General features: G+C 61.9%; 22 protein-coding genes and 1 tRNA gene. 4 read left to right on the top strand and 19 right to left on the bottom strand.

The features are described from left to right. Positions 1 to 32 precede the first annotated feature (32 nt). Entirely contained in the window at positions 33 to 1,346 is a 1,314-nt protein-coding gene (locus ASE26_RS00180; protein ID WP_055930512.1) for an amidohydrolase, read from the top strand. Here the strand turns inward: ASE26_RS00180 and ASE26_RS00185 are convergent. From ASE26_RS00185 to ASE26_RS00195, 3 genes are read right to left on the bottom strand one after another with little or no spacing between them, the layout of a single operon-like run. Beyond that, on the bottom strand, positions 1,312 to 2,064 hold the full coding sequence (locus ASE26_RS00185; protein ID WP_055930515.1) for an arginyltransferase: 753 nt from the start codon (positions 2,062 to 2,064) through the stop codon (positions 1,312 to 1,314). The two genes, ASE26_RS00180 and ASE26_RS00185, sit on opposite strands and share 35 nt — an antisense overlap. 26 nt (positions 2,065 to 2,090) lie before the next feature. Continuing rightward, entirely contained in the window at positions 2,091 to 2,798 is a 708-nt protein-coding gene (aat, locus tag ASE26_RS00190; RefSeq protein WP_055930519.1) for a leucyl/phenylalanyl-tRNA--protein transferase, read from the bottom strand. Next, positions 2,795 to 3,373: an NUDIX hydrolase gene (locus ASE26_RS00195; protein ID WP_055930521.1), complete on the bottom strand. Its 579-nt coding sequence runs from the start codon at positions 3,371 to 3,373 to the stop codon at positions 2,795 to 2,797. Before ASE26_RS00195 ends, aat begins: the two co-directional genes overlap by 4 nt. A gap of 124 nt (positions 3,374 to 3,497) precedes the next feature. Here ASE26_RS00195 and ASE26_RS00200 point away from each other — a divergent pair. After that, positions 3,498 to 3,574: transfer RNA gene (locus ASE26_RS00200), tRNA-Met, on the top strand. A gap of 55 nt (positions 3,575 to 3,629) precedes the next feature. Here ASE26_RS00200 and ASE26_RS00205 read toward each other — a convergent pair. Continuing rightward, on the bottom strand, positions 3,630 to 4,643 hold the full coding sequence (locus ASE26_RS00205) for a MerR family transcriptional regulator (protein WP_055930525.1): 1,014 nt from the start codon (positions 4,641 to 4,643) through the stop codon (positions 3,630 to 3,632). 116 nt (positions 4,644 to 4,759) lie between these two features. Between ASE26_RS00205 and ASE26_RS00210 the strand changes: the two genes are divergently transcribed. Both ASE26_RS00210 and ASE26_RS00215 read left to right on the top strand, forming a co-directional pair. Continuing rightward, positions 4,760 to 5,518, top strand: a complete 759-nt coding sequence (locus ASE26_RS00210) for a hypothetical protein (protein ID WP_156397988.1) — start codon at positions 4,760 to 4,762, stop codon at positions 5,516 to 5,518. Then, entirely contained in the window at positions 5,515 to 7,755 is a 2,241-nt protein-coding gene (locus ASE26_RS00215) for a hypothetical protein (RefSeq protein ID WP_057245412.1), read from the top strand. Before ASE26_RS00210 ends, ASE26_RS00215 begins: the two co-directional genes overlap by 4 nt. Positions 7,756 to 7,757: 2 nt before the next feature. Here ASE26_RS00215 and ASE26_RS00220 read toward each other — a convergent pair whose 3' ends face one another. The 15 genes from ASE26_RS00220 to ASE26_RS00290 form a co-directional block, all read right to left on the bottom strand. Further along, positions 7,758 to 8,669: a DNA-3-methyladenine glycosylase 2 gene (locus tag ASE26_RS00220; protein WP_055930534.1), complete on the bottom strand. Its 912-nt coding sequence runs from the start codon at positions 8,667 to 8,669 to the stop codon at positions 7,758 to 7,760. Further along, positions 8,666 to 9,565 (bottom strand): DMT family transporter, encoded by a 900-nt coding sequence (locus ASE26_RS00225; protein WP_055930538.1) that lies wholly within the window; start codon positions 9,563 to 9,565, stop codon positions 8,666 to 8,668. Before ASE26_RS00225 ends, ASE26_RS00220 begins: the two co-directional genes overlap by 4 nt. A gap of 109 nt (positions 9,566 to 9,674) precedes the next feature. Further along, positions 9,675 to 10,682, bottom strand: coding sequence for an XdhC family protein (locus ASE26_RS00230; RefSeq protein ID WP_057245413.1), 1,008 nt, complete (start codon positions 10,680 to 10,682; stop codon positions 9,675 to 9,677). Between the two features lie 20 nt (positions 10,683 to 10,702). Further along, positions 10,703 to 11,092 (bottom strand): surface-adhesin E family protein, encoded by a 390-nt coding sequence (locus tag ASE26_RS00235; RefSeq protein ID WP_057245414.1) that lies wholly within the window; start codon positions 11,090 to 11,092, stop codon positions 10,703 to 10,705. Beyond that, positions 11,089 to 12,198: a M48 family metallopeptidase gene (locus ASE26_RS00240; protein ID WP_057245415.1), complete on the bottom strand. Its 1,110-nt coding sequence runs from the start codon at positions 12,196 to 12,198 to the stop codon at positions 11,089 to 11,091. The genes ASE26_RS00235 and ASE26_RS00240 overlap by 4 nt, the downstream gene beginning before the upstream one ends. 10 nt (positions 12,199 to 12,208) lie before the next feature. After that, positions 12,209 to 12,658: a dUTP diphosphatase gene (gene dut, locus ASE26_RS00245; RefSeq protein WP_055930551.1), complete on the bottom strand. Its 450-nt coding sequence runs from the start codon at positions 12,656 to 12,658 to the stop codon at positions 12,209 to 12,211. After that, positions 12,655 to 13,875, bottom strand: coding sequence for a bifunctional phosphopantothenoylcysteine decarboxylase/phosphopantothenate--cysteine ligase CoaBC (coaBC, locus tag ASE26_RS00250; protein WP_200960787.1), 1,221 nt, complete (start codon positions 13,873 to 13,875; stop codon positions 12,655 to 12,657). Before coaBC ends, dut begins: the two co-directional genes overlap by 4 nt. Positions 13,876 to 13,885: 10 nt before the next feature. Then, positions 13,886 to 14,398, bottom strand: coding sequence for a signal peptidase II (lspA, locus tag ASE26_RS00255; RefSeq protein WP_055930557.1), 513 nt, complete (start codon positions 14,396 to 14,398; stop codon positions 13,886 to 13,888). Positions 14,399 to 14,524: 126 nt separating this feature from the next. Continuing rightward, the gene (ileS, locus tag ASE26_RS00260) at positions 14,525 to 17,383 is read right to left on the bottom strand and encodes an isoleucine--tRNA ligase (protein WP_057245417.1); all 2,859 of its coding nucleotides are present in this window, start codon (positions 17,381 to 17,383) and stop codon (positions 14,525 to 14,527) included. A 53-nt stretch (positions 17,384 to 17,436) separates the two neighbouring features. Then, the gene (locus ASE26_RS00265) at positions 17,437 to 18,396 is read right to left on the bottom strand and encodes a bifunctional riboflavin kinase/FAD synthetase (protein ID WP_055930563.1); all 960 of its coding nucleotides are present in this window, start codon (positions 18,394 to 18,396) and stop codon (positions 17,437 to 17,439) included. Positions 18,397 to 18,499: 103 nt separating this feature from the next. Further along, positions 18,500 to 19,711 carry a lipopolysaccharide assembly protein LapB gene (locus ASE26_RS00270; RefSeq protein ID WP_055930566.1) on the bottom strand — a complete coding sequence of 404 codons (1,212 nt, stop codon included), beginning with the start codon at positions 19,709 to 19,711 and terminating at the stop codon, positions 18,500 to 18,502. A gap of 84 nt (positions 19,712 to 19,795) precedes the next feature. Continuing rightward, positions 19,796 to 20,218, bottom strand: a complete 423-nt coding sequence (locus tag ASE26_RS00275; RefSeq protein ID WP_200953793.1) for a biopolymer transporter ExbD — start codon at positions 20,216 to 20,218, stop codon at positions 19,796 to 19,798. Positions 20,219 to 20,273: 55 nt separating this feature from the next. Next, on the bottom strand, positions 20,274 to 20,702 hold the full coding sequence (locus ASE26_RS00280; protein WP_028101866.1) for a biopolymer transporter ExbD: 429 nt from the start codon (positions 20,700 to 20,702) through the stop codon (positions 20,274 to 20,276). A gap of 4 nt (positions 20,703 to 20,706) precedes the next feature. Continuing rightward, complete coding sequence (locus tag ASE26_RS00285; RefSeq protein WP_082507291.1) at positions 20,707 to 21,627, bottom strand: MotA/TolQ/ExbB proton channel family protein; 921 nt, start codon at positions 21,625 to 21,627, stop codon at positions 20,707 to 20,709. 87 nt (positions 21,628 to 21,714) lie between these two features. Continuing rightward, entirely contained in the window at positions 21,715 to 22,377 is a 663-nt protein-coding gene (locus ASE26_RS00290; protein ID WP_055930572.1) for an energy transducer TonB, read from the bottom strand. Positions 22,378 to 22,655 lie beyond the last annotated feature (278 nt).

Raw genomic sequence — 22,655 nt, forward strand, 5'->3', positions numbered from 1 at the left:
CATTTTACACTGCGCCCCCTGGAGGACCTTCCGTGATCAAGCCTGGACTTGCCTTGCTGGCCTGCCTTTCCCTGCCTGCCGTCGCCGCCGAAAACCAGCTTTCCGCCGCCATTGCGCGCGACTATAAAACCAGCCTGGAGCCCTTGTTCAACCACTTGCATGCCAATCCGGAGCTGTCCTATATGGAGGTGCAGACGGCCGCGCGCATGGCCAGGGAATTGCGTGCAGCCGGTTTCGAGGTGACGGAAGGCGTCGGCAAGACCGGCCTGGTGGCCATCCTGCGCAATGGCAAAGGCCCGACTGTGATGGTGCGCGCCGACATGGACGCGCTGCCGGTGGAAGAGAAGTCGGACGCGCCGCACGCCTCCAGGGTCAAGGTGAAGGATTTGAGCGGCAACCTGGTGCCGGTGATGCATGCCTGCGGCCACGACGTCCACATGACCAGTCTGGTCGGCACCGCGCACCAGATGGCGGCCCGCCAGGGCGACTGGAAGGGCACCCTGATGCTGGTTGGCCAGCCAGCCGAGGAACGTACCGGCGGCGCGCTCGATATGATGGCCGACGGTATCTACAAGCGTTTCGGCAAACCCGATTACGCGCTGTCGCTGCACGTTGGCGCCGATATCGAAGCCGGCAGGATTGAAGCCGGCGAAGCGCCGTTCTCCGGAGCCGACCTGATGGAAATCGTGGTGCACGGCATCGGCACCCACGGCGCCAGCCCGCATACCGGCAAGGACCCGGTCGTTATCGCCTCGCAGATTGTGCTGGCGCTGCAAACGGTCGTCACGCGCGACATCGCACCGCGCGAAGCCGCCTTGATTACCGTGGGCTCCTTCCATGCCGGCACCAAGGGTAATGTGATCAGCGATACCGCGCGCCTGGAGTTGACGGTGCGTTCGGAAAGCGACGAGACGCGCGCCAAGCTGCTGGAGGGTATCAAGCGGGTGGCCGAGCACACCGCACGCGCTGCCGGCGTACCGGAAGACAAGCTGCCGGAGATCCGCCATACCGACCGTCCGGTGCCGCCAACGCTGAACGACAAGGCCATGCTGCAGCGCCTGCGCAGCGTATGGTCAAGCAAGCTGGGTGAGGGAATCTTCGACAAGGGCTACCAGCGTGGCAGCATGGTCGGCGAAGACTATGCCCACTTCATTTATGGCCAGGGCATCCCGAGCGTGTATTTCATGATCGGCGGCACCCCGCCGGCGCTGGTGGAAGCGGCGCGCGCCGGCAAAGCCTCAATTGCGTACAACCATAGCCCGCTGTTCCGCGCCGATGCGGAGAAGTCGATCCAGACCGGGGTGCTGGCCACTACGGTTGCGCTGCTGGACCTGATGAAGAAGTAAGCGGGCCCCACACGCCTTTGATGCGTGCCTGCAGCGGCTGGAATTTGATCTTGTAGTTCATCTTCGGGCTGTCTTCGATCCAGTAGCCCAGGTAGACGAATTCCAGCCCCAGTTCATGCGCCTGCGCGATCTGCCACATCACGTTATAAGTGCCGAAGGAGGCGCCGGGTACGTCCGGGTCGAAGAAGGTGTAGACCGACGACAGCCCGTCCGACAGCACGTCGATGATGGAGACCATGCGCAGCGTGCCGTCCGGTTCGCGGAACTCCACCAGGCGCGTGTTGACCCGGCTTTGCAGCAGGAACTGCGCGTACTGGTCGCGTGAATCCTGGTCCATGCCGCCGCCCGCGTGGCGCGTACTTTGGTAGCGCAGGTAAAGATCGTAATGTTCGTCCGAGAACGACAGGCTGGCGACGCCGGCTTCCAGATTGCCGTGGCGCGCCCATGCCCGGCGTTGGCCGCGTGTCGGCGAGAACCCTGCGGCCACCACGCGCACCGGGATGCAGGCCTGGCATCCATCGCAATATGGACGATAAGTAAAGATGCCGCTGCGGCGAAAGCCGTTCTTCACCAGCTCCGAATACACATCGGCGTTGATCAGGTGGGACGGCGTCGCTACCTGTGAGCGGGCCTGTCGTGCATCAAGATAGCTGCACGGATAAGGCGCCGTTGTATAAAACTGCAACGTTGCGAATGGAAGGTCGTTAAGCTGCGTCATGATTCATATCATAACGCGTCCGCGGCTTAAAACGGTGCGATAGGGCACCAATCGCGTATCTGTGGCATCACAATATTTTTCTGCAAGTGGGCAATGAAGTCCTGGCGCGGTATGGGGCGCGCGCCGAGCGAAGCCAGGTGGCCGGTCTCTTGCTGGCAATCGATCAGCTCGACGCCGTGCTGTCGCAAAAAATGCACGAGGTAGGCCAGGGCGACCTTGGAGCCATCGGTGATGCGCGCGAACATCGACTCGCCGTAAAACATGGTGCCGATGGAAACGCCGTAAGCGCCGCCGACAAGTTCGCCGTCCAGCCACAATTCGGAGGAGTGGGCGAATCCCTGCTGGTGCAGGCCGCTGTAGCCGGCGATGATGTCTTCTGAAATCCAGGTGCCGGGACCGTCGCGCCGTGGTGCGGCGCAGGCGCGCATCACCTGTTCGAAAGCGCTGTCGAAACGCACTTCCCAGTGCTGGCCGTCGCGCGCAATCTTCTTCAGCGTCTTGCGCAGGCTGTCGGAAATCTTGAAGTCGGCGGTGCGCAGCACCATGCGCGGGTCGGTGCTCCACCAGAGGATGGGCTGGCCCTCGGAAAACCACGGGAAGATGCCGCGCTGGTATGCTGCCAGCAGCCGTTGCGGCGATAAATCAGCGCCTGCCGCCAGCAGGCCCGGCGCGTCCGTGCTCAGGGCTTCGGAGACGTCGGGAAAGGGCGTGTTGGCGTCGAGCCAGGGAATCATGTGTCGGACGGCTGGCGCATTGGCTGGGTGATGTCCTGGGTGTGGAAACCGTAGCCGCCGCCCTCGCGCATATTGGCGCGGTCGGCAAAGAACAACTCCAGCGTGGTGCGGATGGTCGGGAAGGCCAGGTCATCCCAGGGGATTTCCGCTTCCGTGAACATTTGGACGTCGAGGCTCTCTTCTCCCGGTGCAAAGTCGAGGTCGCGCAGGGTGGCCAGGTAGAACATATGCACCTGGTGCACGCGCGGCACGTTGAGCAGGGTGTACAGCTTGCCCAGGTCGATATTGGCGCCGGCCTCTTCTTCGGTTTCGCGCTGGGCTGCCTCGGCCGTGGTCTCATTGTTTTCCATGAAACCTGCCGGCAAGGTCCAGAAACCGCGGCGCGGCTCGATCGCTCGCTTGCAAAGCAAAACCTGCAATTCCCCGCCGCACTCCCAGACCGGGACCGTTCCCACCACCATCTTGGGATTTTGATAATGGATTGCGGAGCAGTTGACGCAAACATAGCGCGGCCGGTTGTCACCGGCCGGCACCATCAACTCAACAGGGTGGGCGCATTCTGAACAAAATTTCATACTGTCTACTTTACACCGAACTGCCGATTGCCGGAATTGAGCGAAATATATTCGAGCTATCGTAAGAAGATGTGGGATAAATATTGCCTAAATTGGCGGGAGGCCCTATAATACTTGCATCAGACGCGGGGTGGAGCAGTCTGGCAGCTCGTCGGGCTCATAACCCGAAGGTCACAGGTTCAAATCCTGTCCCCGCAACCAGAATTCAGAAGAAACCGTCATCGGCAGCTTGCGATGACGGTTTTTTTTCGCCGTTTTATTCCGCGGCGTGGGCCTGGCGCAGGAAATCCAGCAAATCGTCGCTCATCATGCGGCCGGCATTGAGCGCGGGTTCGTTTTCAAGTGCTTTACGGAAGCGCTCGCGAACGCCCGGTGCATTGCCGACCATATCGGTGAACAGTGCGTACCAGCGATGCGCCAGGGCACGCGCTTCCGGCGCCAGGGGCGAGGGGTTGGCGGCCATCTGGTCGCGGATTTCGCTGATCAGCCCCGGCCATTCCTGCGCCCGGGTGCTGAAATGCTTGTGCATGGTCTCGATTTCCTCGGGCAGCATGTATTTGCCGTAGATTGCCAGTTTGCTCAGGCCGCCCGCTGCCGCGACGTAGTCGCGCATCTCGACCGTGATGCCACTTGATTTGCGGTATTCCTCTTCACTTGACCACATATGGTCGAGTCGCCGCATCATGTCGAAACTGTGGCCAGCCTGGCGGCTGAATGTTGCCATCCATTTCTGCGCCAATTCTTGCACCGCTGGATCGGACGGCGCCACGCCTGCCGCCATTTTCTGTCCCACGGCTTCGATCAGCTTGGCCCATTCTTCGGGCGCGGCCGGATCGCTGTACATCGGCAGTTGTGCCAGTTCTTCCTTGCTAAAGTATTTGTCGTACACGGTCATTTGCTCCAGTGTGGTTAGCCAGGTAGCCAATTCCGGTTCTTCGCCTGCCAGTAATTGCCCGCGCAGGGCCACGAGCTGCTCGCGCAGCTTGGCGGCTTCGGCGATTTGCTGGTCGAGCGAATCGATCTGGCGCGCAATCAGGTCGGGCAGGGAAGTGCCGGGCTTGGCCAGGAATTGACCAATGTCGGACAGCGCCATACCGAAGCGGCGCAGCGCCTGCACCTGGTGCAGGCGGGCCACGTCGTCGCGGTTATACAGGCGGTAGCCGGCATCGGAACGTCCCGAAGGCTTGAGCAAGCCAATGCTGTCGTAATGGTGCAAGGCGCGGACGGTCAGGCCTGAACGGCGCGCCAGTTCACCTACTTTCAACATCATGCAGTGCTCCTTTTGTTCGTTACGTTACCAGCATGCTGGAGCCTGACGCTGGGTGAGGGTCAAGCGCTGCGTGCAAAAACGTGATGGTACGGCATCCATCCCTTATGATGTTGGGCATGCAACGTTTGCTTTTACTTATAGTCATCCTGCTGCTGGCCCGCGCGGACAGCAGTCGTGTGCCGAATGCGCATCCGGCGCTGGCGTTGCTGCCGCTGCAGATGGCGTGGGCCTGGGAGCGTGCGGAAGACCTGCGCTGGCTGCCTGGCGATGCCGGCGTCGCATTCGTCGCCTCCAGCATCATGCTGCAAGGCGAGCAAGCGCTGGTGCGTCCGCGTACCGCGCGCCTGTTGGTGGACCCGGCTACCGCGCGCGTGCCGGTGCTGCACGTCGACTTATCGGGGCGCGAGCCGCCGGCATTCAACGATGCGCAGATGCAGGCCATCGTTCAGGAGCTGCTGCGCATTGCGCCGGGGGCCAACCGGCAGGTGGTGCAACTCGATTTCGAAGTGAGGCGCTCGCAGCGCCCATTCCTGGCGCGTACTGTCGCTGCCATTCGGCGCGCCTTGCCGCCCGAAGTGGCGCTATCGGTGACGGCGCTCGCATCCTGGTGCCTCGACGATGCGTGGCTGGCCGAGGGCATGGCCGATGAAGTTGTGCCCATGGCTTTCCGCATGGGTCAGCAACAGCATGCGCTGCGCCAGCGCCTGCGCTGGCAAGGTTTCAGCCAGCCCTATTGCCGCCAGGCGGTTGGCTACGCAACCGACGAACCGCGGCTGCGCCGGCTTGCCCCGCGCAGCTATTATTTTTCGCCCCGATCCTGGACCGCGGCCCAATGGCAGGCCCTCCATTCCCCAAGCAAGGTACACGCTCCATGAAATGCTTCCCCAAGCTGCGCAAGCTCGCAGCTGTCGCCGCGCTCATCGCCCTGCCGCAATATGCGTTTTCCAGCGGCTTCGATGGCTTCACCTACAACCTCTACGCCAATGAACTCATGGTGGCGCCAGGCGCGCTGCCCAAGTATGCCGCCGGCAACCTGGGCGTGCTATCGAGCAGCTATTGGCGGGTCTACCTCTACCTGGCTTACCAGGCTGCCAAAGGGCGCGCCATCACACCGGCGCAAGCGGCCTCGCTCAAAGTGTCGGGTTGGCACTTGGGGGATCACTACAGGGCCTGGGACTATGTGGGCAATGCCGAGAGAAATGGCAGCGCAGACTGGTTCAAGGCTCGCGCGCCGCTCGCAGTGCAAGCAGGGTTGCCGGCTGAGGCCAAGGTCGTGATCACGGGCAGTGAGGACTGGAGCAATTATGTGAACTGCCACGCCGATGCCTTCCGGCGGGCCGCCGTTAGCGCCAAGGCGCGTGCGCAACTTGGGCCCGGCGGCAAGCCTGACCAGTGGTTCAAGGCCTGGCTGGAAGGGCAGGACGCGGTGTTCGCCAATTGCGGCGCGCAATCGGCACCGTCGCAAGCGGTGCTGCCGCCAGCAATACCTGATGATGCCCCCGCCTGGCTGAAGGCAGACCGCGCCTACCAGGAAGCGGCGGCCAATTTCTATTCGGGCAATCTCGACGCCGCGCGCCGCCAATTCCTCGCCGTGGCGCAGGATACGAATTCGCCCTGGCAGCCGCTGGGCGCCTACCTGGCAGCGCGATGCCTGATCCGCAGCGCTACGCTGCAAGGAGAAGGCGCGAGCGACAGCCGCGTCGCCAAATTCAAGCAGGCGCGCGAGGAACTTGCGGCGCTGGCGCCATCCTACGCCCCAGCGAGGCAGATGATGTTGCTGGTCGATGCACGCCTCGACCCCGCCGCGCAGGTCAAGCTGTTGGCACACCGCCTGGAGCAGGAACCTTTCACTGCCGATACACCAGGCATGCTGAGCGATTACCTGCTGCTGCTTGATAAGCTGCCTCGCAACGAAATGATCGGCGCCAAGGAGCCGCTGACGGCATGGATCGGCACCATGCAGGGCAATTCGTTCGATTGGTATGACGGCAGCGACAATCCCGAAGTGATAGAACGCCGCAAATTGGCACTGGATGCGACGCGCCAGCATTGGCAGAAGCATGGCGACGCCCTATGGCTGGCGCCCCTGCTTACATTCGCCAGGCCTGGCGAGCTTAGCGAAGCCGAAAAGAAAGCAGCTGCCGCAGTGCCGGCCGGCCATCCGCTCTACCAGACCATGCAATACAACCTGGTTCGGCTGGCCGTTTCGGAAAACCAATTGGCGCAGGCCGACAGGGACATCGACCGCCTGCTGGCAAGCCAAGGCAAAGCCATGTCGGTCGCCACCACCAACCGCTTCCTGGCGCTGAAGATGCTGACGACAGGCTCGCTGGAGGGCTTTGTCAAGGCCGGACGGCGCGTACAGGACCCAGTGGAGCGCGGCGCACCGATCGATGATGGGGCAAAAGATCCGGAAGGAACCGACGACGATTTTCGCGTGGCGGTGTACCGCCACTTGCCATTGGCCAGCCTGAAGACGCTGTACGCCAACCCCGATTTGCTGCCAGCCTGGAAAGTGGAGCTGCGGGAGGCCATCTTCACGCGCGCGCTGGTTGCGAATGATGAGGCGAGCGCGCTCTCATTGCTGGATAGCGTTGCCGAGGGGCGCAACACGACCGCACATTTGTACGCGCGCTATCGCAAGGCTGCCAGCGGGGCGGACCGCAAGCTGGCCGCTGCACTGATACTGGTGAATACTCCGGAACTGAGGCCGCACGTATTCACCCAGGCAGGCCTTGGTAACGATGGGTCCTGCCGGCCTGTCAATATCGGCGAGCGGCCGGCGCCGGCGCCGCGCTTCCTGGGCAAGGAGCAGCGCGCGGAAGGCGAGCGGGAGCAGCAAGGATTGCGCCAGCTGTCACTGCGCTCGATGTTCCTGGCCCCGACGCTGATGGCATGGGCTTCGGCCAAGCCGAATGACGTCGAAGCACCGAAAGCCTTGCATCTCCTGCTAGCATCGATGCGCAACGAGTGCGCGTGGGCGCCGACTGCGGAGGGACCAACGCCAGCGCAATGGGAGTTGCGCAACAAGTATTCGAAGCAAGCCTTCGCCATGCTGCACAAGCTGTACCCGAGCAGCGACTGGGCCAAAAAAACCAAATACTACTATTGAGTTCAGGGCTCGAATGCCAGGCTGGCCCACAGGTGGGCCGCCGCCATCGTGCGGTGCGGGGAATAGCGCTGCAGCAGGGCTTCGGTGCGCACCATGTCCGGCTTGCTCTCCTCGCCCAGCAAGCGCTGCAGCGCTGCGCGGATGGCGACGTCGCCATGCAATGAGCAATCGGCGTAGCCGTAGCCGCGCAGCAGGGCATAGTTGATCGTCCAGGGACCGATGCCCTTGACCGCCAGCAGGTTGCGGCAGATCGCCGGGATCGGGTTGTCCTCGCGCTCCTCGATATCGAGGTCACCGTCGGCGACAAGCTGCGCGAAGCGGATCAGGGTTTCCGCTTTGGCACGCGAGAATTTGCGGGTGGTCAGGTCTTCGACGGTAAGCCTGGCCACGTCGACCGCTTCCGGATAGCACCACAAACCGTTCTTATGCTGGCGTCCCGCCTGCAGGATGAAGGTGCGGCGCAAGGCGATGGCAAAGGACAGGTTGATTTGCTGGCCGATGATGGCCCAGGTCAGGGCTTCGAATACAGTTGCCGACTGCACGATCCGCAGCCCCGGCTGGCGAGCGACCAGAGGCCCCAGCAGCTCATCGTCGCGGGCGAACGCAACGAAGGGCGCCGGATCAATGTGCAGGCCGAGGATATTGCGGGTCGCGGCCTCGACTTGCGCCGCCAGCGCAGGCGGAACCTTGCGCGCCCGCGGCAAGTCAATGTCGGCCTCACAGGCGATGGAGCGCGCGCGCCCCTTCGGCAGCGCGACCGCGAGCAGCACCGGCACGCCATCGAACAGCACGCCCTTGCGGATCGCCTCGTCATTCACTTGTTCCGCGACGCTTTCGGCATCGCGGCCGTGAAAGGCCAGGACATCCTGCACGCGATAGGCGGCAGGCAGGGACAGTGAAAACGTATGCTTCATACGGCCTCGGACTTTCGCATCCAGGGCAGCTTGACCTTGTAGCCGGTGACCAGCATGGTGCCGGTGATGACGATGGCCGCACCGGCAATCGTGTACCAGCCCACCACCTCATGCAGGAAAAGCGCACCCCACAAAATACCGAACAAGGGATTCAGGAAAGTGACGGTCAGTGCCGAAGTCGGCCCCACATCGCGCACCAGGCCGAAGTACAGCAGGTAAGCGATGCCGCTGCACAGTACACCCAGCGCCAATGCAGCGGCCATGATGCCGACGGTCGGCTCCCCGGGCTGCGGGAAGATCGCCAGGGAAGGAATGGTCAGCAAGGCCGCCGCCCACATGCTGCCGTGGGCGTTGGCGAAAGGCTCGACGCCCTGTGCCGATTTGGCCACCTTGGTGTAGGTGGTGGCAATGCTATAGCTGAAGGCCGCCAGGGTCGCGGCAGCGATGGCCAGCCCGGCGCCTTCCTTGCTGCTGGCATGATCGAACCCGACCAGCATCGCAACGCCAGTTGTGCCCAAGGCCAGGCCAAGCATCACGCGCCTGGAAACCATATGGCGATGCCACACGGCGCCAACGATGGCGCCCCAGATCGGCGCTGTCGCATTCAAGACCGACAGCACGGAAGCTGTCAGCGTCTTGGCCGCAAAGGCAAACAACAGGAAGGGCAGGGCAGAATTAAAGAAGCCCAGCACCAGGTAATGTTTCCAATGCTTGCCCAGGTCCAGCCGCTTGCGCAGCACCAGCGCCACTAAGGCCAGGAAGATTGCCGCAAATGTCACGCGATACTCGATCAGCACGCCCGGCCCCAGCACCGGCGCCGCAATCCGCATGAACAGGAAAGAGCCGCCCCAGATGGCAGCCAGCAAAATCAATTTGAGAAGGTTCGAAGTATTCATACTGTTCAGTTCGTGTCACACCGTGGGGTCACACCCGTGTCCCATTTCGGGCGTGACCCCATGGTGGAACACGGGCTGGGCTGTAGCAAGCTGGTTCTTGCGATTGAATTCATGTCGGGCAGGCGGGGCCGGGGGCTGTTGCGAGGGCGGCGGCGTGGTTGATCTGCAGCACTTCGGGGACGCCGTTCTTTATCGCCGTCATTTCGGCCAGGATGGAGATGGCGATCTCCGGCGGCGTCTTGCTGCCGATGTACAGGCCGATCGGCCCGTGCAGGCGGGCAATCTGTTCTTCCGTGAGGTCGAACTGCAGCAGCCGTTCGCGCCGCTTGCTGTTATTGGCGCGCGAGCCGATGGCGCCAATATAGAAGGCGTTGGACTTGAGCGCTTCCATCAGCGCCATGTCGTCCAGCTTGGGGTCGTGCGTCAGCGCCACTACCGCGCTACGCGAGTCGAGCTGCATCTCCAGCACCAGGTCGTCCGGCATGGCGTGCACCAGCGGCACCTCGGGCAGGGCCCAGCCGGCGCGGTATTCCTCGCGCGGGTCGCACACGGTGACGTGGTAATCCATGGCAGTGGCAATCTGCGCCAGCATGCGCGAGAGCTGTCCGGCGCCGATGATCAGCAGCCGCCAGCGCGGGCCGTGCTGGGTGAGCAGCAGGTCGCCGCTGCGCTCCAGCACGGCGCCGGGACGGGCGCGCTCGAGCATGACTGAGCCGTCGCTTAAATTGAGCGTGCGCGCCACCAGTTCGTGTGCTGCCAGGCGCTGCAGCAGCTGGTCGATGCGGCTGTGCGGGCCAAGCGGTTCCAGCGCCAGTTCGATGGTGCCGCCGCAGGGCAGGCCGAAGTGGTGGGCTTCATCGGCGGTGATGCCGTAGCTGACGACCTCGGGCAACTCGCGTACGATGCCCTCCTTGCGCACGCGCTCGATCAGGTCGTCCTCGATACAGCCGCCGGAGACCGAGCCGACCACGCGGCCATCGTCGCAGATGGCGAGGGTGGCGCCGATCGGGCGCGGGCTGGAGCCCCAGGTGCGGATGACCGTGACCAGTTGGCAGCGGTGTCCTGCTGCCAGCCAGGCGGAGCAAGTCTTGAGTACTTCGAGGTCGATGCTGTCCATGCACCGAACTATAGCAAGGGTCAGCGCTTTTTGCAGACGGCCTCGAGGGCCTTGCCGGGCAGGCTGTCGGGGGCGGCCGTTTCGGGATCGTAGGCTTCGTATTTGAAGGTGCCGACCGGCTCGCCCTTGCCCAGTACATCGGCGTGGAAGGTCTGGCTGAGCAGGGTCCGGGTGCCGGCGTCGCAGGCATACAGGTGCAGCGAGCGCACCGAGAGGTACATCTTGCCGTCGGGCGCAGTCTGCGGCTTGCGGAAAGTTTCCATGGTCCAGGCCTTGCGGCCTTCGGCTGCGCTGCGCACCGATTTACTGTCCAGCATCAGGGTGCTGTCCTTATCTCTGGAGACGGTGGTCCAGGGGCCCGCCAGCGCGATGCAGGGCGCCATGGCGAGCAGCAGGACCACCGTTTTCATGGCAGCAGCGGACGCTTGGCGGCCTGCTTGGCCTTGATTTCGGACACGCTGCGGTCCATCGCGGCCAGGCGCGCGGTGACGTTGGGATGGATCGCGGTGTAGCCATTCAGCGCCGTGGCGGGATACTGGCCGGACAGGCGTTGCCAGAAGCTATGCGCGTTGCCGATGTTATAGCCGGCGCGCGCCAGCATGTACAGCGCCAGGTTGTCGGCCGCCACGTCGTAATCGGCTGGCATTGGGCGCACGCCGGCTGTCCCGACCAGCATGGTCAGGTCAGGCCGCACGGACGCCAGGTTGTCGATGATGCTGGCCATGGTGGCGGTGCTGCGCATCGAGCCGGCGTGGCCCAGGATGTTATGCGCCAGTTCTTTTGCCATCACGTAGGCTACTGCTTCATCGTTCTGCGCGAAGTTGATCATGCCGCGCGTGAGCATGACGCGGCTGCCGTCGTTGTAGGCGTTCACATTGTCCGAGTTGCCCAGGTCGACGCGGAAGGCGCAGGCGCGGGTCACCGGTACATTCAGCGTCTGGTTGCTGCCGTTGCGGGCAATGGTCATGCTCAGCGTAGCACTGCTGGCGGTCAATGGACCGAAGACGGCAGCGGCCTTGCTTTCGGCATCGTGGCCTTTCGGCAGCGCTTTGCCGCCGGCGGCGATCAGGTCGTCTCCCTTGCGCAGGCCGGCCTTGGCGGCACCGCTGCCGGCCAGCACGCCGGACACCTGCAGCACGTCGTCGTAACCCAGCACGGCGCTCGAGGCGTCGGCGTATTCGCCCGGATAGGAGTACTTGTTCTTGGCCGTGAAGCCGAGCATGTTGCGCGCTTGCGCCTTGCACAGGTCGGCGTTATTGATCAGCAGCGGGGCGGCGATGCGGTACAGGCGCTCCTGCTGGCCGGCGATGACTTTCAGGTTGTCGCGTGCGGCCTGCATTTGCGGCGTGACTACCGGGGCGGCTGGCGCCGACGGCGGGATCGGCTGTGCCGGTGCGGCAGGCTCGCTGCCGGGCTGGATGGTGGAACAGGCAGAGAGCAAAAGCGTGGCCGCAATCGCGGGCCAGGTCAGCCGGCGGGCCGGCGAAGAAATGTGATTGCATTGCTCTACTGCCATATATATTTCCTTAGTGCTTGCCAGTGCTGCCGAAACCTCCGGCGCCGCGGTCGCTGGCCTCGAAGTCTTCGACAACATTGAAGCCAACTTGCAGCACGGGCACGATGATCAATTGCGCCAGGCGCTCCATTGGATTCAGCGTAAACGTGTTTAAGCCCCGGTTCCAGGTAGACACCATCAACTGTCCCTGGTAATCGGAGTCAATCAAGCCTACCAGATTCCCTAAAACAATGCCGTTCTTGTGGCCCATGCCGGAACGCGGCAAGATCATGGCAGCGTAGCCCGGGTCGGCGATGTGGATTGCCAGGCCGGTCGGCACCAGCACGGTCTGGCCCGGCTCGATCACCAGCGGCGCATCGATGCAGGCACGCAGGTCGAGGCCGGCGCTGCCAGGGGTTGCATAGGCCGGCATCTGTTCTTTCATGCGCGGGTCGAGGATTTTGACGTCTACAGTTTTCATTGGAATAGCGAGTTCTTGTCGATGCGTTTGGCGATTTCGGAAATCAGCTGGCGCGCCAGCGTGAGCTTGTCGGCGCGCGGCAAAATGGTATGTCCGTGTTCGTCAAACAGGATGATGGTGTTGTCGTCCTGGCCGAAGGTGTTGTGGCCGATGTTGCCGACCAGGAGCGGGATTCCTTTGCGTTCTCGTTTGCTGGCGCCGTATTCGATCAGGTTTTCCGATTCGGCGGCGAAGCCTACGCAGTAAGGCCAGCCGGCCAGGCTGGTGCGGGTGGCCACGCTGGCCAGGATGTCCGGGTTCTGTTCGAACTTCAGTTCCGGCACGCTGCCGTCGCCGGTTTTCTTGACCTTCTGCGCGCTCGGATTCACCACCTTCCAGTCGGCTACCGCCGCCACGGAGATGAATACGTGCTGGCCGCCGATCTGGTCCATCACGGCGTCATACATCTGCTGTGCGCTCTTGACGTCGTGGCGCTCCACGCCGAACGGCGTTGCCAGCGCGGTCGGGCCGGACACCAGGGTCACCTCGGCGCCGGCTTCACGCGCGGCACGCGCCACGGCATAGCCCATCTTGCCGGAAGAGAGATTGGTGATGCCGCGCACCGGGTCGATGGCTTCGAAGGTCGGGCCGGCGGTAACCAGGATGCGTTTGCCTGCCAGGACTTTCGGCTGGAAGGCTGCGATCATTTCCGCCAGCAGCTGTTCCGGTTCCAGCATGCGGCCCAGGCCTGTTTCGCCGCAGGCCTGGTCGCCGGCGGCCGGACCGAAAACGGTGATGCCGTCTTCACGCACCTGGTCCACATTGCGCTGGGTGGCCGGGTTGGACCACATTTCCACGTTCATGGCAGGCGCGATCAGCAGCGGCACATTGCGCGGGCGGGCCAGGCACATGGTCGACAGCAGGTCGTCGCACACGCCATGCGACAGCTTGTAAATAAAGTCAGCGGAGCAGGGCGCGATCAGGATGGCGTCGGCGTCGCGGGTGACGTCGATGTGCGCCATATTGTTGTTCACGCGTGGATCCCACTGGCTGCTGAACACCGGCTTGCCGGACAGCGCCTGCATCGTCACCGGGGTGATGAAGTGGGTGGCGGCGTCGGTCATCACAACCTGCACCGAGGCGCCTTCCCTGGCCAGCGCGCGGCACAGTTCAGCGGCTTTGTAGCAAGCCACGCCGCCGGACAGGCCGAGGACGATTTTTTTGCCAGTCAGTTCCATGATGCTGCTCCTACTTGTTCACGCGGCGCAGTTCGTCCAGTACGAACAGTGCGGCGCCGATGCAGATAGCGGTGTCGGCGATGTTGAAGGCCGGGAAGTGGCCGAAGGACGCCCAGTGGAAATCGAGGAAATCGATCACGTGGCCATGCCAGATACGGTCGATCACGTTGCCCACTGCGCCGCCCAGGATCAGCGACAGGGCCCAGCAGAACATGCGCTGGCCGCTGTGGCGCATCAGCAGGTAGATGATGTACAGCGCCGCGAACACGCCGATGGCGGTGAACAGGTGGCGCTGCCAGCCGCCTTCGTTGGCCAGGAAGCTGAATGCGGCGCCCTTGTTATAGGCCAGCACCAGGTTGAAGAAGCCGGTGATGACCTTTTCTTCGCCATACACGAACAGCTTGCTGATCGTGATCTTGGACAGCTGGTCGAGCAGGATGATGATGAAGGCGATTCCCAGCCAGGGAGCAAGGCTGCCGGAAGCGGGTTTGCTGCTGAAGGTGTTGGTCTTTTTGGTGGCCATAAGTAGCTTTTTCTCTATGCGTGCCAGAACCGGTAACCCGGTGCCCGACCCGCTGGGTCAGGCACCGATGCGCGGCTGTCGCGTGTCAGGTGTCTGACCCAGCGGGTCAGACATCGCCCTACCGGTTTAAGCGAACTTGCGGGATTCGCCGGCGCCGAACAGGTTGGAGTGGCAACGGCCGCACAGGCCCGGGTGGTCGGCGTGCGAACCAACGTCGGCGCGGTAGTGCCAGCAGCGCTCGCACTTTTGCGCGGTCGATGCTGCGACGTTCACCGCCTCATCCTCTTCTGCCGCCACTTCGACTGCCTTGGCCAGCGAGGTGATGAAGATGAACTTCAGGTCGTCGTCCAGCGAGGACAATACCTTGAACTTGTCGCCGGCGGCCTTGATCTCCAGCTCCGCCTGCAGCGACGAGCCGATTGCGCCGGAGCCGCGCAGTTCTTCGAGCTGCTTGGTGACGTCGGCGCGCACGGCGATGAGGGTCGCGTATTTGGCCATCAGGGCTTCGCCATCAGCCAGTTCCGGCAGCTGCCACCAGGTCTGGGTGTAGATGGTCTCGTCGCTGGCTTTGAAACTTTCTGCGCCGGCGAACGAGGCCCATGCTTCTTCGGCGGTGAAGCACAGGATCGGGGCCATCAGGCGCAGCAACGACTGGGTGATGTGCCACAGTGCGCTCTGCGCCGAGCGGCGCGCCTGGGAATCCACCGCGGTGGTGTACAGGCGGTCCTTCAGGATGTCGAGGTAGAAGCCGCCCAGGTCTTCGGAGCAGAAGTTCTGCAGCTTGGACACGACCGGGTGGAACTCGTAGCGCTCATAGTGAGCCGACAGTTCTTTCTGCAGCGCGGCCATATTGGCCAGTGCATAACGGTCGATTTCCAGCAGCTCGGCCACCGGCACGGCGTTCGCCTTCGGATCGAAGTCCGAGGTATTGGCCAGCAGGAAGCGCAGGGTGTTGCGGATGCGGCGGTACGATTCGGTCACGCGCTTCAGGATCTCGTCGGAGATCGACAGCTCGGAGGTGTAGTCGGTCGCTGCAACCCACAGGCGCAGGATGTCGGCGCCCAGGGTGTCGGACACCTTCTGCGGCGCGACGGTGTTGCCGATCGACTTGGACATCTTCTTGCCTTCGCCATCGACCACGAAGCCGTGGGTCAGCAGCGCCTTGTACGGCGGACGGCCGTTCAGCATCGAGGAAGTCAGCAGCGAGGAGTGGAACCAGCCGCGGTGCTGGTCCGAGCCTTCCAGGTACAGGTCGGCCGGGAAGTGCGACTGTTCGGGGTGCGAGCCGCGCAGCACGGTCTGGTGCGTACAGCCGGAGTCGAACCACACGTCCAGCGTGTCCTTGTTTTTCACATAGTGCTCGGCTTCCGCGCCCAGCAGGGTGGCCGGATCCAGCGCCTGCCAGGCGTCGATGCCGCCCTGCTCGATCAGCTTGGCCACCTGCTCCAGCAGCTCGGCGGTGCGCGGGTGCAGTTCGCCCGTCTCTTTGTGCACGAACACGGCCATCGGCACGCCCCACTGGCGCTGGCGCGACAGGGTCCAGTCCGGGCGGTTGGCGATCATGCCGTGCAGGCGCGCCTTGCCCCAGTCAGGGAAGAATTCGGTCGCCTCGATGCCTTCCAGCGCGGTTTCGCGCAGGGTGGAGCCGCCGTCCAGCGGCTGGATGTCCATGCCGGCAAACCACTGCGAGGTGGCGCGGTAGACGATCGGGGTCTTGTGGCGCCAGCAGTGCATGTAGCTGTGGTCGAACATCTTCAGTTCGAACAGGGCGCCCGCTTCGCGCAGCGCTTCGCAGATCGGCTTGGAAGCTTCCCAGATACCCATGCCGCCGAACAGCGGCAGGGAAGGGATGTATTTGCCGTCGCCCATCACCGGCTTCAGGATGTCGTCGTCCTTCATGCCGTGCGATTTGCAGGAGATAAAGTCGTCCTGGCCATAGGCTGGCGCCGAGTGCACCACGCCGGTACCGCTTTCGGTGGTCACGTAGTCGGCGATGTATACCGGCGACAGGCGGTCGTAGAAGGCGTCGCGGGCGTGCAGCGGGTGCTTGAAGGCGATGCCTGCCAGCTTGTCGCCGGTGGCGGTGGCGATGACCGTGCCTTCCAGCTTGTAGCGCTCGAGGCAGGATGCCACCAGGTCCTTGGCCAGGATCAGCAGCAGCGGCTTGCCTTCGCGCTCGGTCTGCACCAGCGCATAGGTCACCTCGTGGTGCATGTTCAGGGCCTGGTTGGACGGGATGGTCCATGGGGTGGTGGTCCAGATCACCACGAAGCCGTCGCCGGCAGGCAGGGCAGGCAGGCCGAAGGCGCTCGCCAGCTTGGCGTGCTCGTGGAAGGCGAAGCCGACGTCGATTGCCGGGTCGCGCTTGTTCTGGTATTCCACTTCCGCTTCCGCCAGCGCGGAGCCGCAATCGAAGCACCAGTTGACAGGCTTCAGGCCGCGGTAGACATAGCCTTTTTCCAGCAGCTTGCCGAGGGCGCGCAGTTCGTCGGCCTCGTTACCGTAATTCATGGTCAGGTACGGGTTGTCCCATTCACCCAGGACGCCCAGGCGGATGAAATCCTTCTTCTGGCGTTCGACCTGCTCGTGCGCGTAGGCGCGGGCTTTGGTCAGCACGTCGGCGGTCGGCAGGTTTTTGCCGTGCAGTTTTTCTATCTGGATTTCGATCGGCATGCCGTGGCAGTCCCAGCCCGGCACGTAAGGCGCGTCGAAGCCGGACAGGGTGCGCGACTTGACCACGATGTCCTTCAGGATCTTGTTGACGGCGTGGCCGATGTGGATGTCGCCGTTGGCGTATGGCGGACCGTCATGCAGCACGAATTTCGGGCGGCCGGCCGATGCCTTGCGCACGCGTTCGTAGATTTTCTTGTCCTGCCATTGCTTGACCCAGCCCGGCTCGCGCTTGGCCAGGTCGCCGCGCATCGGGAATGGGGTTTCGGTCATATTGACCGGGTACTTGCTCTTGTTCGCTTTGTTGTCAGACATGATGAATGCTTTAAGTTTGTATTTCGGTAGGCGCTTGCGGAGTTGGGCAGCGTCTAAATTCGGTCGGTGACGGAGTTGGCGGCGAAGAAGGCGCGCGCTTGGTCGGCATCGCGCTCAATGGCTTTGACCAGGGTAGGCAGGTCAATGAACTTTTCTTCGTCGCGTATCTTTTGCAGGAATTCGACACGCACCACCTTGCCGTAGCAGTTCCGGGCGAAGTCGAAGACATGGACTTCCAGCAGCACGCGGCCGGCGTCTTCCACCGTCGGGCGCACGCCGAGGCTGGCGACTGCCGGCAGCGGCTTGTCGCCCAGGCCGTGCACTTGCACGATGAAGATGCCGGCCAGGGCAGGGCGGTGCGGCACGCGCAGGTTCAGCGTCGGGAAGCCGATATCGCGTCCCAGCTTGGCGCCATGGATCACATGGCCGGAAATCGAGTAAGGATGGCCCAGCAGCGCCTGCGCATGCGGGAAATCGCCTTCGGCGAGCGCAGTGCGCACGGCCGAAGAGGAAATGCGGGTCTCGCCGTTGCGCACGGTCGCCAGCACTGCGACTTCAAAGCCGTACTGCCTGCCCGCTTCGGCCAGCAAGGCGACATTGCCGGCGCGCTTGGCGCCGTAGCAGAAATCGTCGCCCACCATCAGCCATTTCACGTGCAGGCCTTCCACCAGCACCTTCTCGACGAAGGCCTGCGGCGACTGGCCGGCAAAGGCGTCGCAGAAATGCTCGACGATGACGCGGTCGACGCCATTGTTTTCCAGCGCCTGCAGCTTGTCGCGCAGGTTGGCGATGCGCGGCGGCGCTTTCGACATATCGCCCATCTTGCGGGCGAAGAATTCGCGCGGATGCGGTTCAAAGGTCATCACGGCCGATTCCAGCCCGAGCTGATCGGCAGCCGCGCGCACGCGCGCCAGCAACGCCTGGTGGCCGCGGTGGACACCATCGAAGTTGCCGATCGTCAGGGCGCAGGGCGCACGCGCCGCTGCATTGGGAAGTCCGCGAAATACCTTCATTTAAGTTGCTGTCAGGCTCAAATGCTTGATTATACGTGTTGAAAGTAAAAAAGCGCTGCCTGCGGGTGCAGGCAGCGCTTTTCTTGGCTCAGCCCGGCTTGCTTCAGACCGGGTTGTTAATGTACATGGTCCAGTAACGGGCCAGTTCAGGCTCGCCAGCGGTGCCTTTGACCGACTTCAGGGTGCTGATGGCAGCAGACTTCTTGCCTGCAACATACTGCGCCACGCCGTAGTGCAGCTTCATTTCTTCAGGCTTGCGGCCGCTGCCCAGCTTGATCGCTTCTTCCATCAGCTTCAGGCCATCGGCCTTGCCGTCGGAAACCATGGCATAGCCCAGGTTGGCCAGGCCGTCAGCATCCTTTTCCTTGCGGAAGTTGGCTTCCTGGGTGGCAGCGTTCTTCTGCTGGTCAGCCAGGGTCTTGGCGGCCAGGTCTTTCAGGCGCTGGTGGCGGCCGGCGTCGGCGCCGGTGCCCAGGGCACCCTTCTTGTAGCCTTCGTCGACGATCTTCAAGGCTTCAGCAGCATTGCCTGCCTGCAGGGCCAACTGGCCCATTTCCATGAACTCCGATGGTTTGGTGATCTGCTTCAGGGCCAGCTTGAGGCGCATCACGTCCAGGTTCAGGGTCGAGGAGAAGCCAGGCTTGCCCACCACGCGGTTCAGCAGGTCGGCCCAGTAGGATGCCTTGGGATAGGCAGCCGCCAGCTTTTCCAGGGTCTGCACATAGCCGGCCTTGTCGTTCTGCTTGAGCTGGATGTTGGCCAGCATTTGCAGGTTGCCTTCGGACTTGGCGCCTTGCAGTTCCTTGGCCGCTTCATTCAGCTTGCCGCTCTGGTAGTAGGTCTGGATCAGTTGCTCGCGCATCTGGGCGTTGTTCGGATTATCCTTCAGCACCTTCTGGATGTAGGTGATGGCTTTTGGATAATCGCGGGCGCGCAGGTAGATGCTGGCCAGCGCTTCGGTGATCTTTGGTGCTTGGGCCGACGACAGCTTAGGGGAAGCGAGGACTTGTTCGAATGCGCGGGCAGCGGTTTCATTCTCGCCTGCAGCGGTCGCGGCCGAGCCACGGGTGTATTCGATCTGGAACTTTTCCAGTTCGGACTTGCCGCCGACTGCATCAGCTTCCCTCAGTTTCGCCAGGGCTTCCTTGTATTTGCCGGAAGAGGCCAGCTTCTGCGCTTCCTGCAGTGGCTTGCCCACTTCAGCGCGCACGGTATCGGCATAAGCGATGGACGATACGCCCATCATTGGAACGGCAGCGGTGAAACCGATAGCGGCCATTACCAGGCCGAGATGTGCGAGACGAAACTTAATCATGGGGTGATTTTCTTTCTTCAAAATGCGAAATAGGCAGGATAACCTGCCTATTTGGGAAAATAAAGGGTGTTTTGGCCCAATTATTTACTGGAACTGCTCGTTGCCGACCAGACCAATCTTGGTGACGCCCAGACGCTGTGCCGAAGCCATTACGCCTGCAACCACGCTGTAGTTAACCAGCTTGTTCGGACGCAGGTGCACTTCAGGCTGGTCAGCCTGTGCCGCTACGGCGATCAGCTTGTTTTCCAGGGCAGGGCGGTCGGGTACGACCACATTGTCCCACAGGATGGTGCCGTCGAAGTCAACGTCGATGGTCACGACCACTGGTTCCTTGGTTGGCGGTGGCGGGGTGCCGACCGGCATGTTCAAGTTAACCGAGTGGTTCGCTTTTGGAATGGTGATGATCAGCAGAATGATCAGAACCAGCATGACGTCGATCATCGGCGTCATGTTCATTTCCATCATCGGTTCCGACTCACCGCCGGAACTGCCTACGCTCATACTCATGAATTGTGTTCCTTTTCAGAAGGCCGCCCCCGATACGGCCGGGGGCGGCTTGTTCTTACATCTTATCAGGCGGTTCGGTGATGAAACCGACCTTCTGGATGCCAGCGCGCTGGGTGGTGTAGATCACACGGCCAATCGATTCATATTTCGCGTCTTTGTCGCCGCGGACATGAACTTCAGGCTGAGGCACCTTCACAGCTTCCTCTTTCAGAAAATCGAACAGCTCATTCGCGTCGCGCATTTTCTTCTGGTTCCAGTAGATGTCGCCATCTTTGTTAACAACGATGTTGACGTTCTCTGGTTTGGTCTGGATTGCCTGGTTGATCTCTTCCGGCAGGTTGATCTTCTGCAGTTTGAGAACGACCGGGCTCGTGATCAGGAAGATGATCAGCAGAACCAGCATGATGTCCACGAGCGGAGTCGTGTTGATCTCACTGTTAAGCTGCTCTTCTCCCCCGGTATCGGAGCCTACAGACATCGACATGGTATTAACCTACTTTTTTCGACGAAGCGGCGTTCGAAGTGGACATTGCGCCGGAGATCAGCACGGAGTGCACGTCTGCGGAGAAGGAACGTACATCTTCCATTGCGGTCTTGTTACGACGCAGCAGCCAGTTGTAACCCAGAACTGCAGGAACTGCTACCAGCAGACCGAAAGCGGTCATGATCAGTGCTTCACCCACTGGGCCTGCAACTTTGTCGATCGATGCGTTACCGGTCATACCGATGTTGGTCAGCGCGCCGTAAATACCCCACACGGTACCGAACAGGCCGATGAACGGAGCGGTCGAACCAACGGTTGCCAGGAAGGACAGGCCATCGGACAGACGGGACTGCACTTTGTCAACAGCGCGCTGGATCGACATGGTCACCCAGGTCGACAGGTCGATTTGTTCCAGCAGGGCGCCGTCGTGGTGAGCGGTTGCCTTGGTGCCGGATTCAGCGATGAAGCGGAATGGGGAACCTTCGGTCAGGGTCGCGGTACCGGCAGCGATCGACGATGCTTTCCAGAACTTGGCAGCGGTTTCTTTCTGCTGTTTGAAGATCTTCTGCTGGTCGATGATCTTGGTCACGATGATGTACCAGGAACCGACCGACATGATCGACAGGATGATCAGGGTAGCACGAGCAACGAAGCCGGCTTCCCACACAGCGGCGATACCGAATGGGTTTTCGACTTCTTCTTTAGCGGCTGGAGCAGCAGGGGCGGCAGCTGGAGCGGCTGCTTCTGCTGCTGGAGCTGCTGCCGCGTCGGCTGCTGGAGCTGCAGGCGCGTCAGCGGCTGGAGCCGTAGCGGCTGCCGAGGCAGGCGCGTCAGCCATCGCTGGGGCGCTTACCAGGGCGGTAGCTGCGGTCACCGAGAACAGCACAGCGGCCAGTACAGCGGACAAACGGGTATTCTTAAACATGCTTCCTCCAAATTTGAAAAATAATCAGTTCGCTGGCTTAAACGACAACGGACTTACTTAGTTGCGAGACGGTGCTTTGTCTCAGGTTTATTCCAGCGTCCAGACGTATTGCATCTGTTGCCAGGTTTCTTGTGGATGGCCATCCACGGTGGCTGGCTTGAACTTGCACTTGGCGATGCCGACGATGGCAGCCTTGTCCAAATCACGGAAACCACTAGATTTCACTACTTTCGAATCGCCGACACGGCCGTCCGCACTGATCAGGAACGACAGGGTCACGGTACCGGTTTCTTCGTTACGCAGCGACGACTTCGGCCATTCTGGCTTGGCGCAGGTACCAAAGTCGACCACAGCCGGGGTACGCACACCGGTTGCCGGAGGGGCGGTCGGTGCCGGTGCCGCTGGAGGGGCTGGGCGAATATCGGTGGTGGTTGGCTTCACGCTGGTCGCGTTGGCGATCACGTTCTGCGCTGGCGGCGGTTGCTGCACGTTCACTTCAACCGGAGGAATGAATGGCGGTGGTGGTGCCTTCATCTCTGGTGGAGGTGGCGGTGGCGGCAGTTCTTTTGGCGGAGGCGGGGCTACCTCCTCGATGATCTTGGTCTCCACCGGTTCGATCATCTTGCTAATCATTTTCTTGCCCAGGCCAGATACGATGCCGTAACCAGCTAACAGGTGCAGGACTACGACGAACGCGATGCCCGTATAGTTCTTCTTCCCGGCAATTTTCTCGTTATCACTGAAATTCATGCCTGCTTTCTCCAATACCAACTCTTGTGTTGCTACCTTTTAAACCCCCAAAATGGCGACACAAAGCTACAGCCGCATCCGGGACGTCGGCGAATTATACATACGAATTTTGGATTTTTGCATAGAATTTTGTCTTGAAAACCGTTTAAATTTCATGCCCTTAGCCCCATATTGGCAGGCTGTTACCAGACTATTGCAAAGCGGTCTGGCAGAAAAAGCAAGAGAAAATTGACCAATCTTTCGCCCTTGCGATTGATCTTCATCATTTTTTCCGTAAG

This window comes from Duganella sp. Root198D2 (assembly GCF_001428585.1).
Lineage (GTDB): Bacteria > Pseudomonadota > Gammaproteobacteria > Burkholderiales > Burkholderiaceae_D > Rugamonas.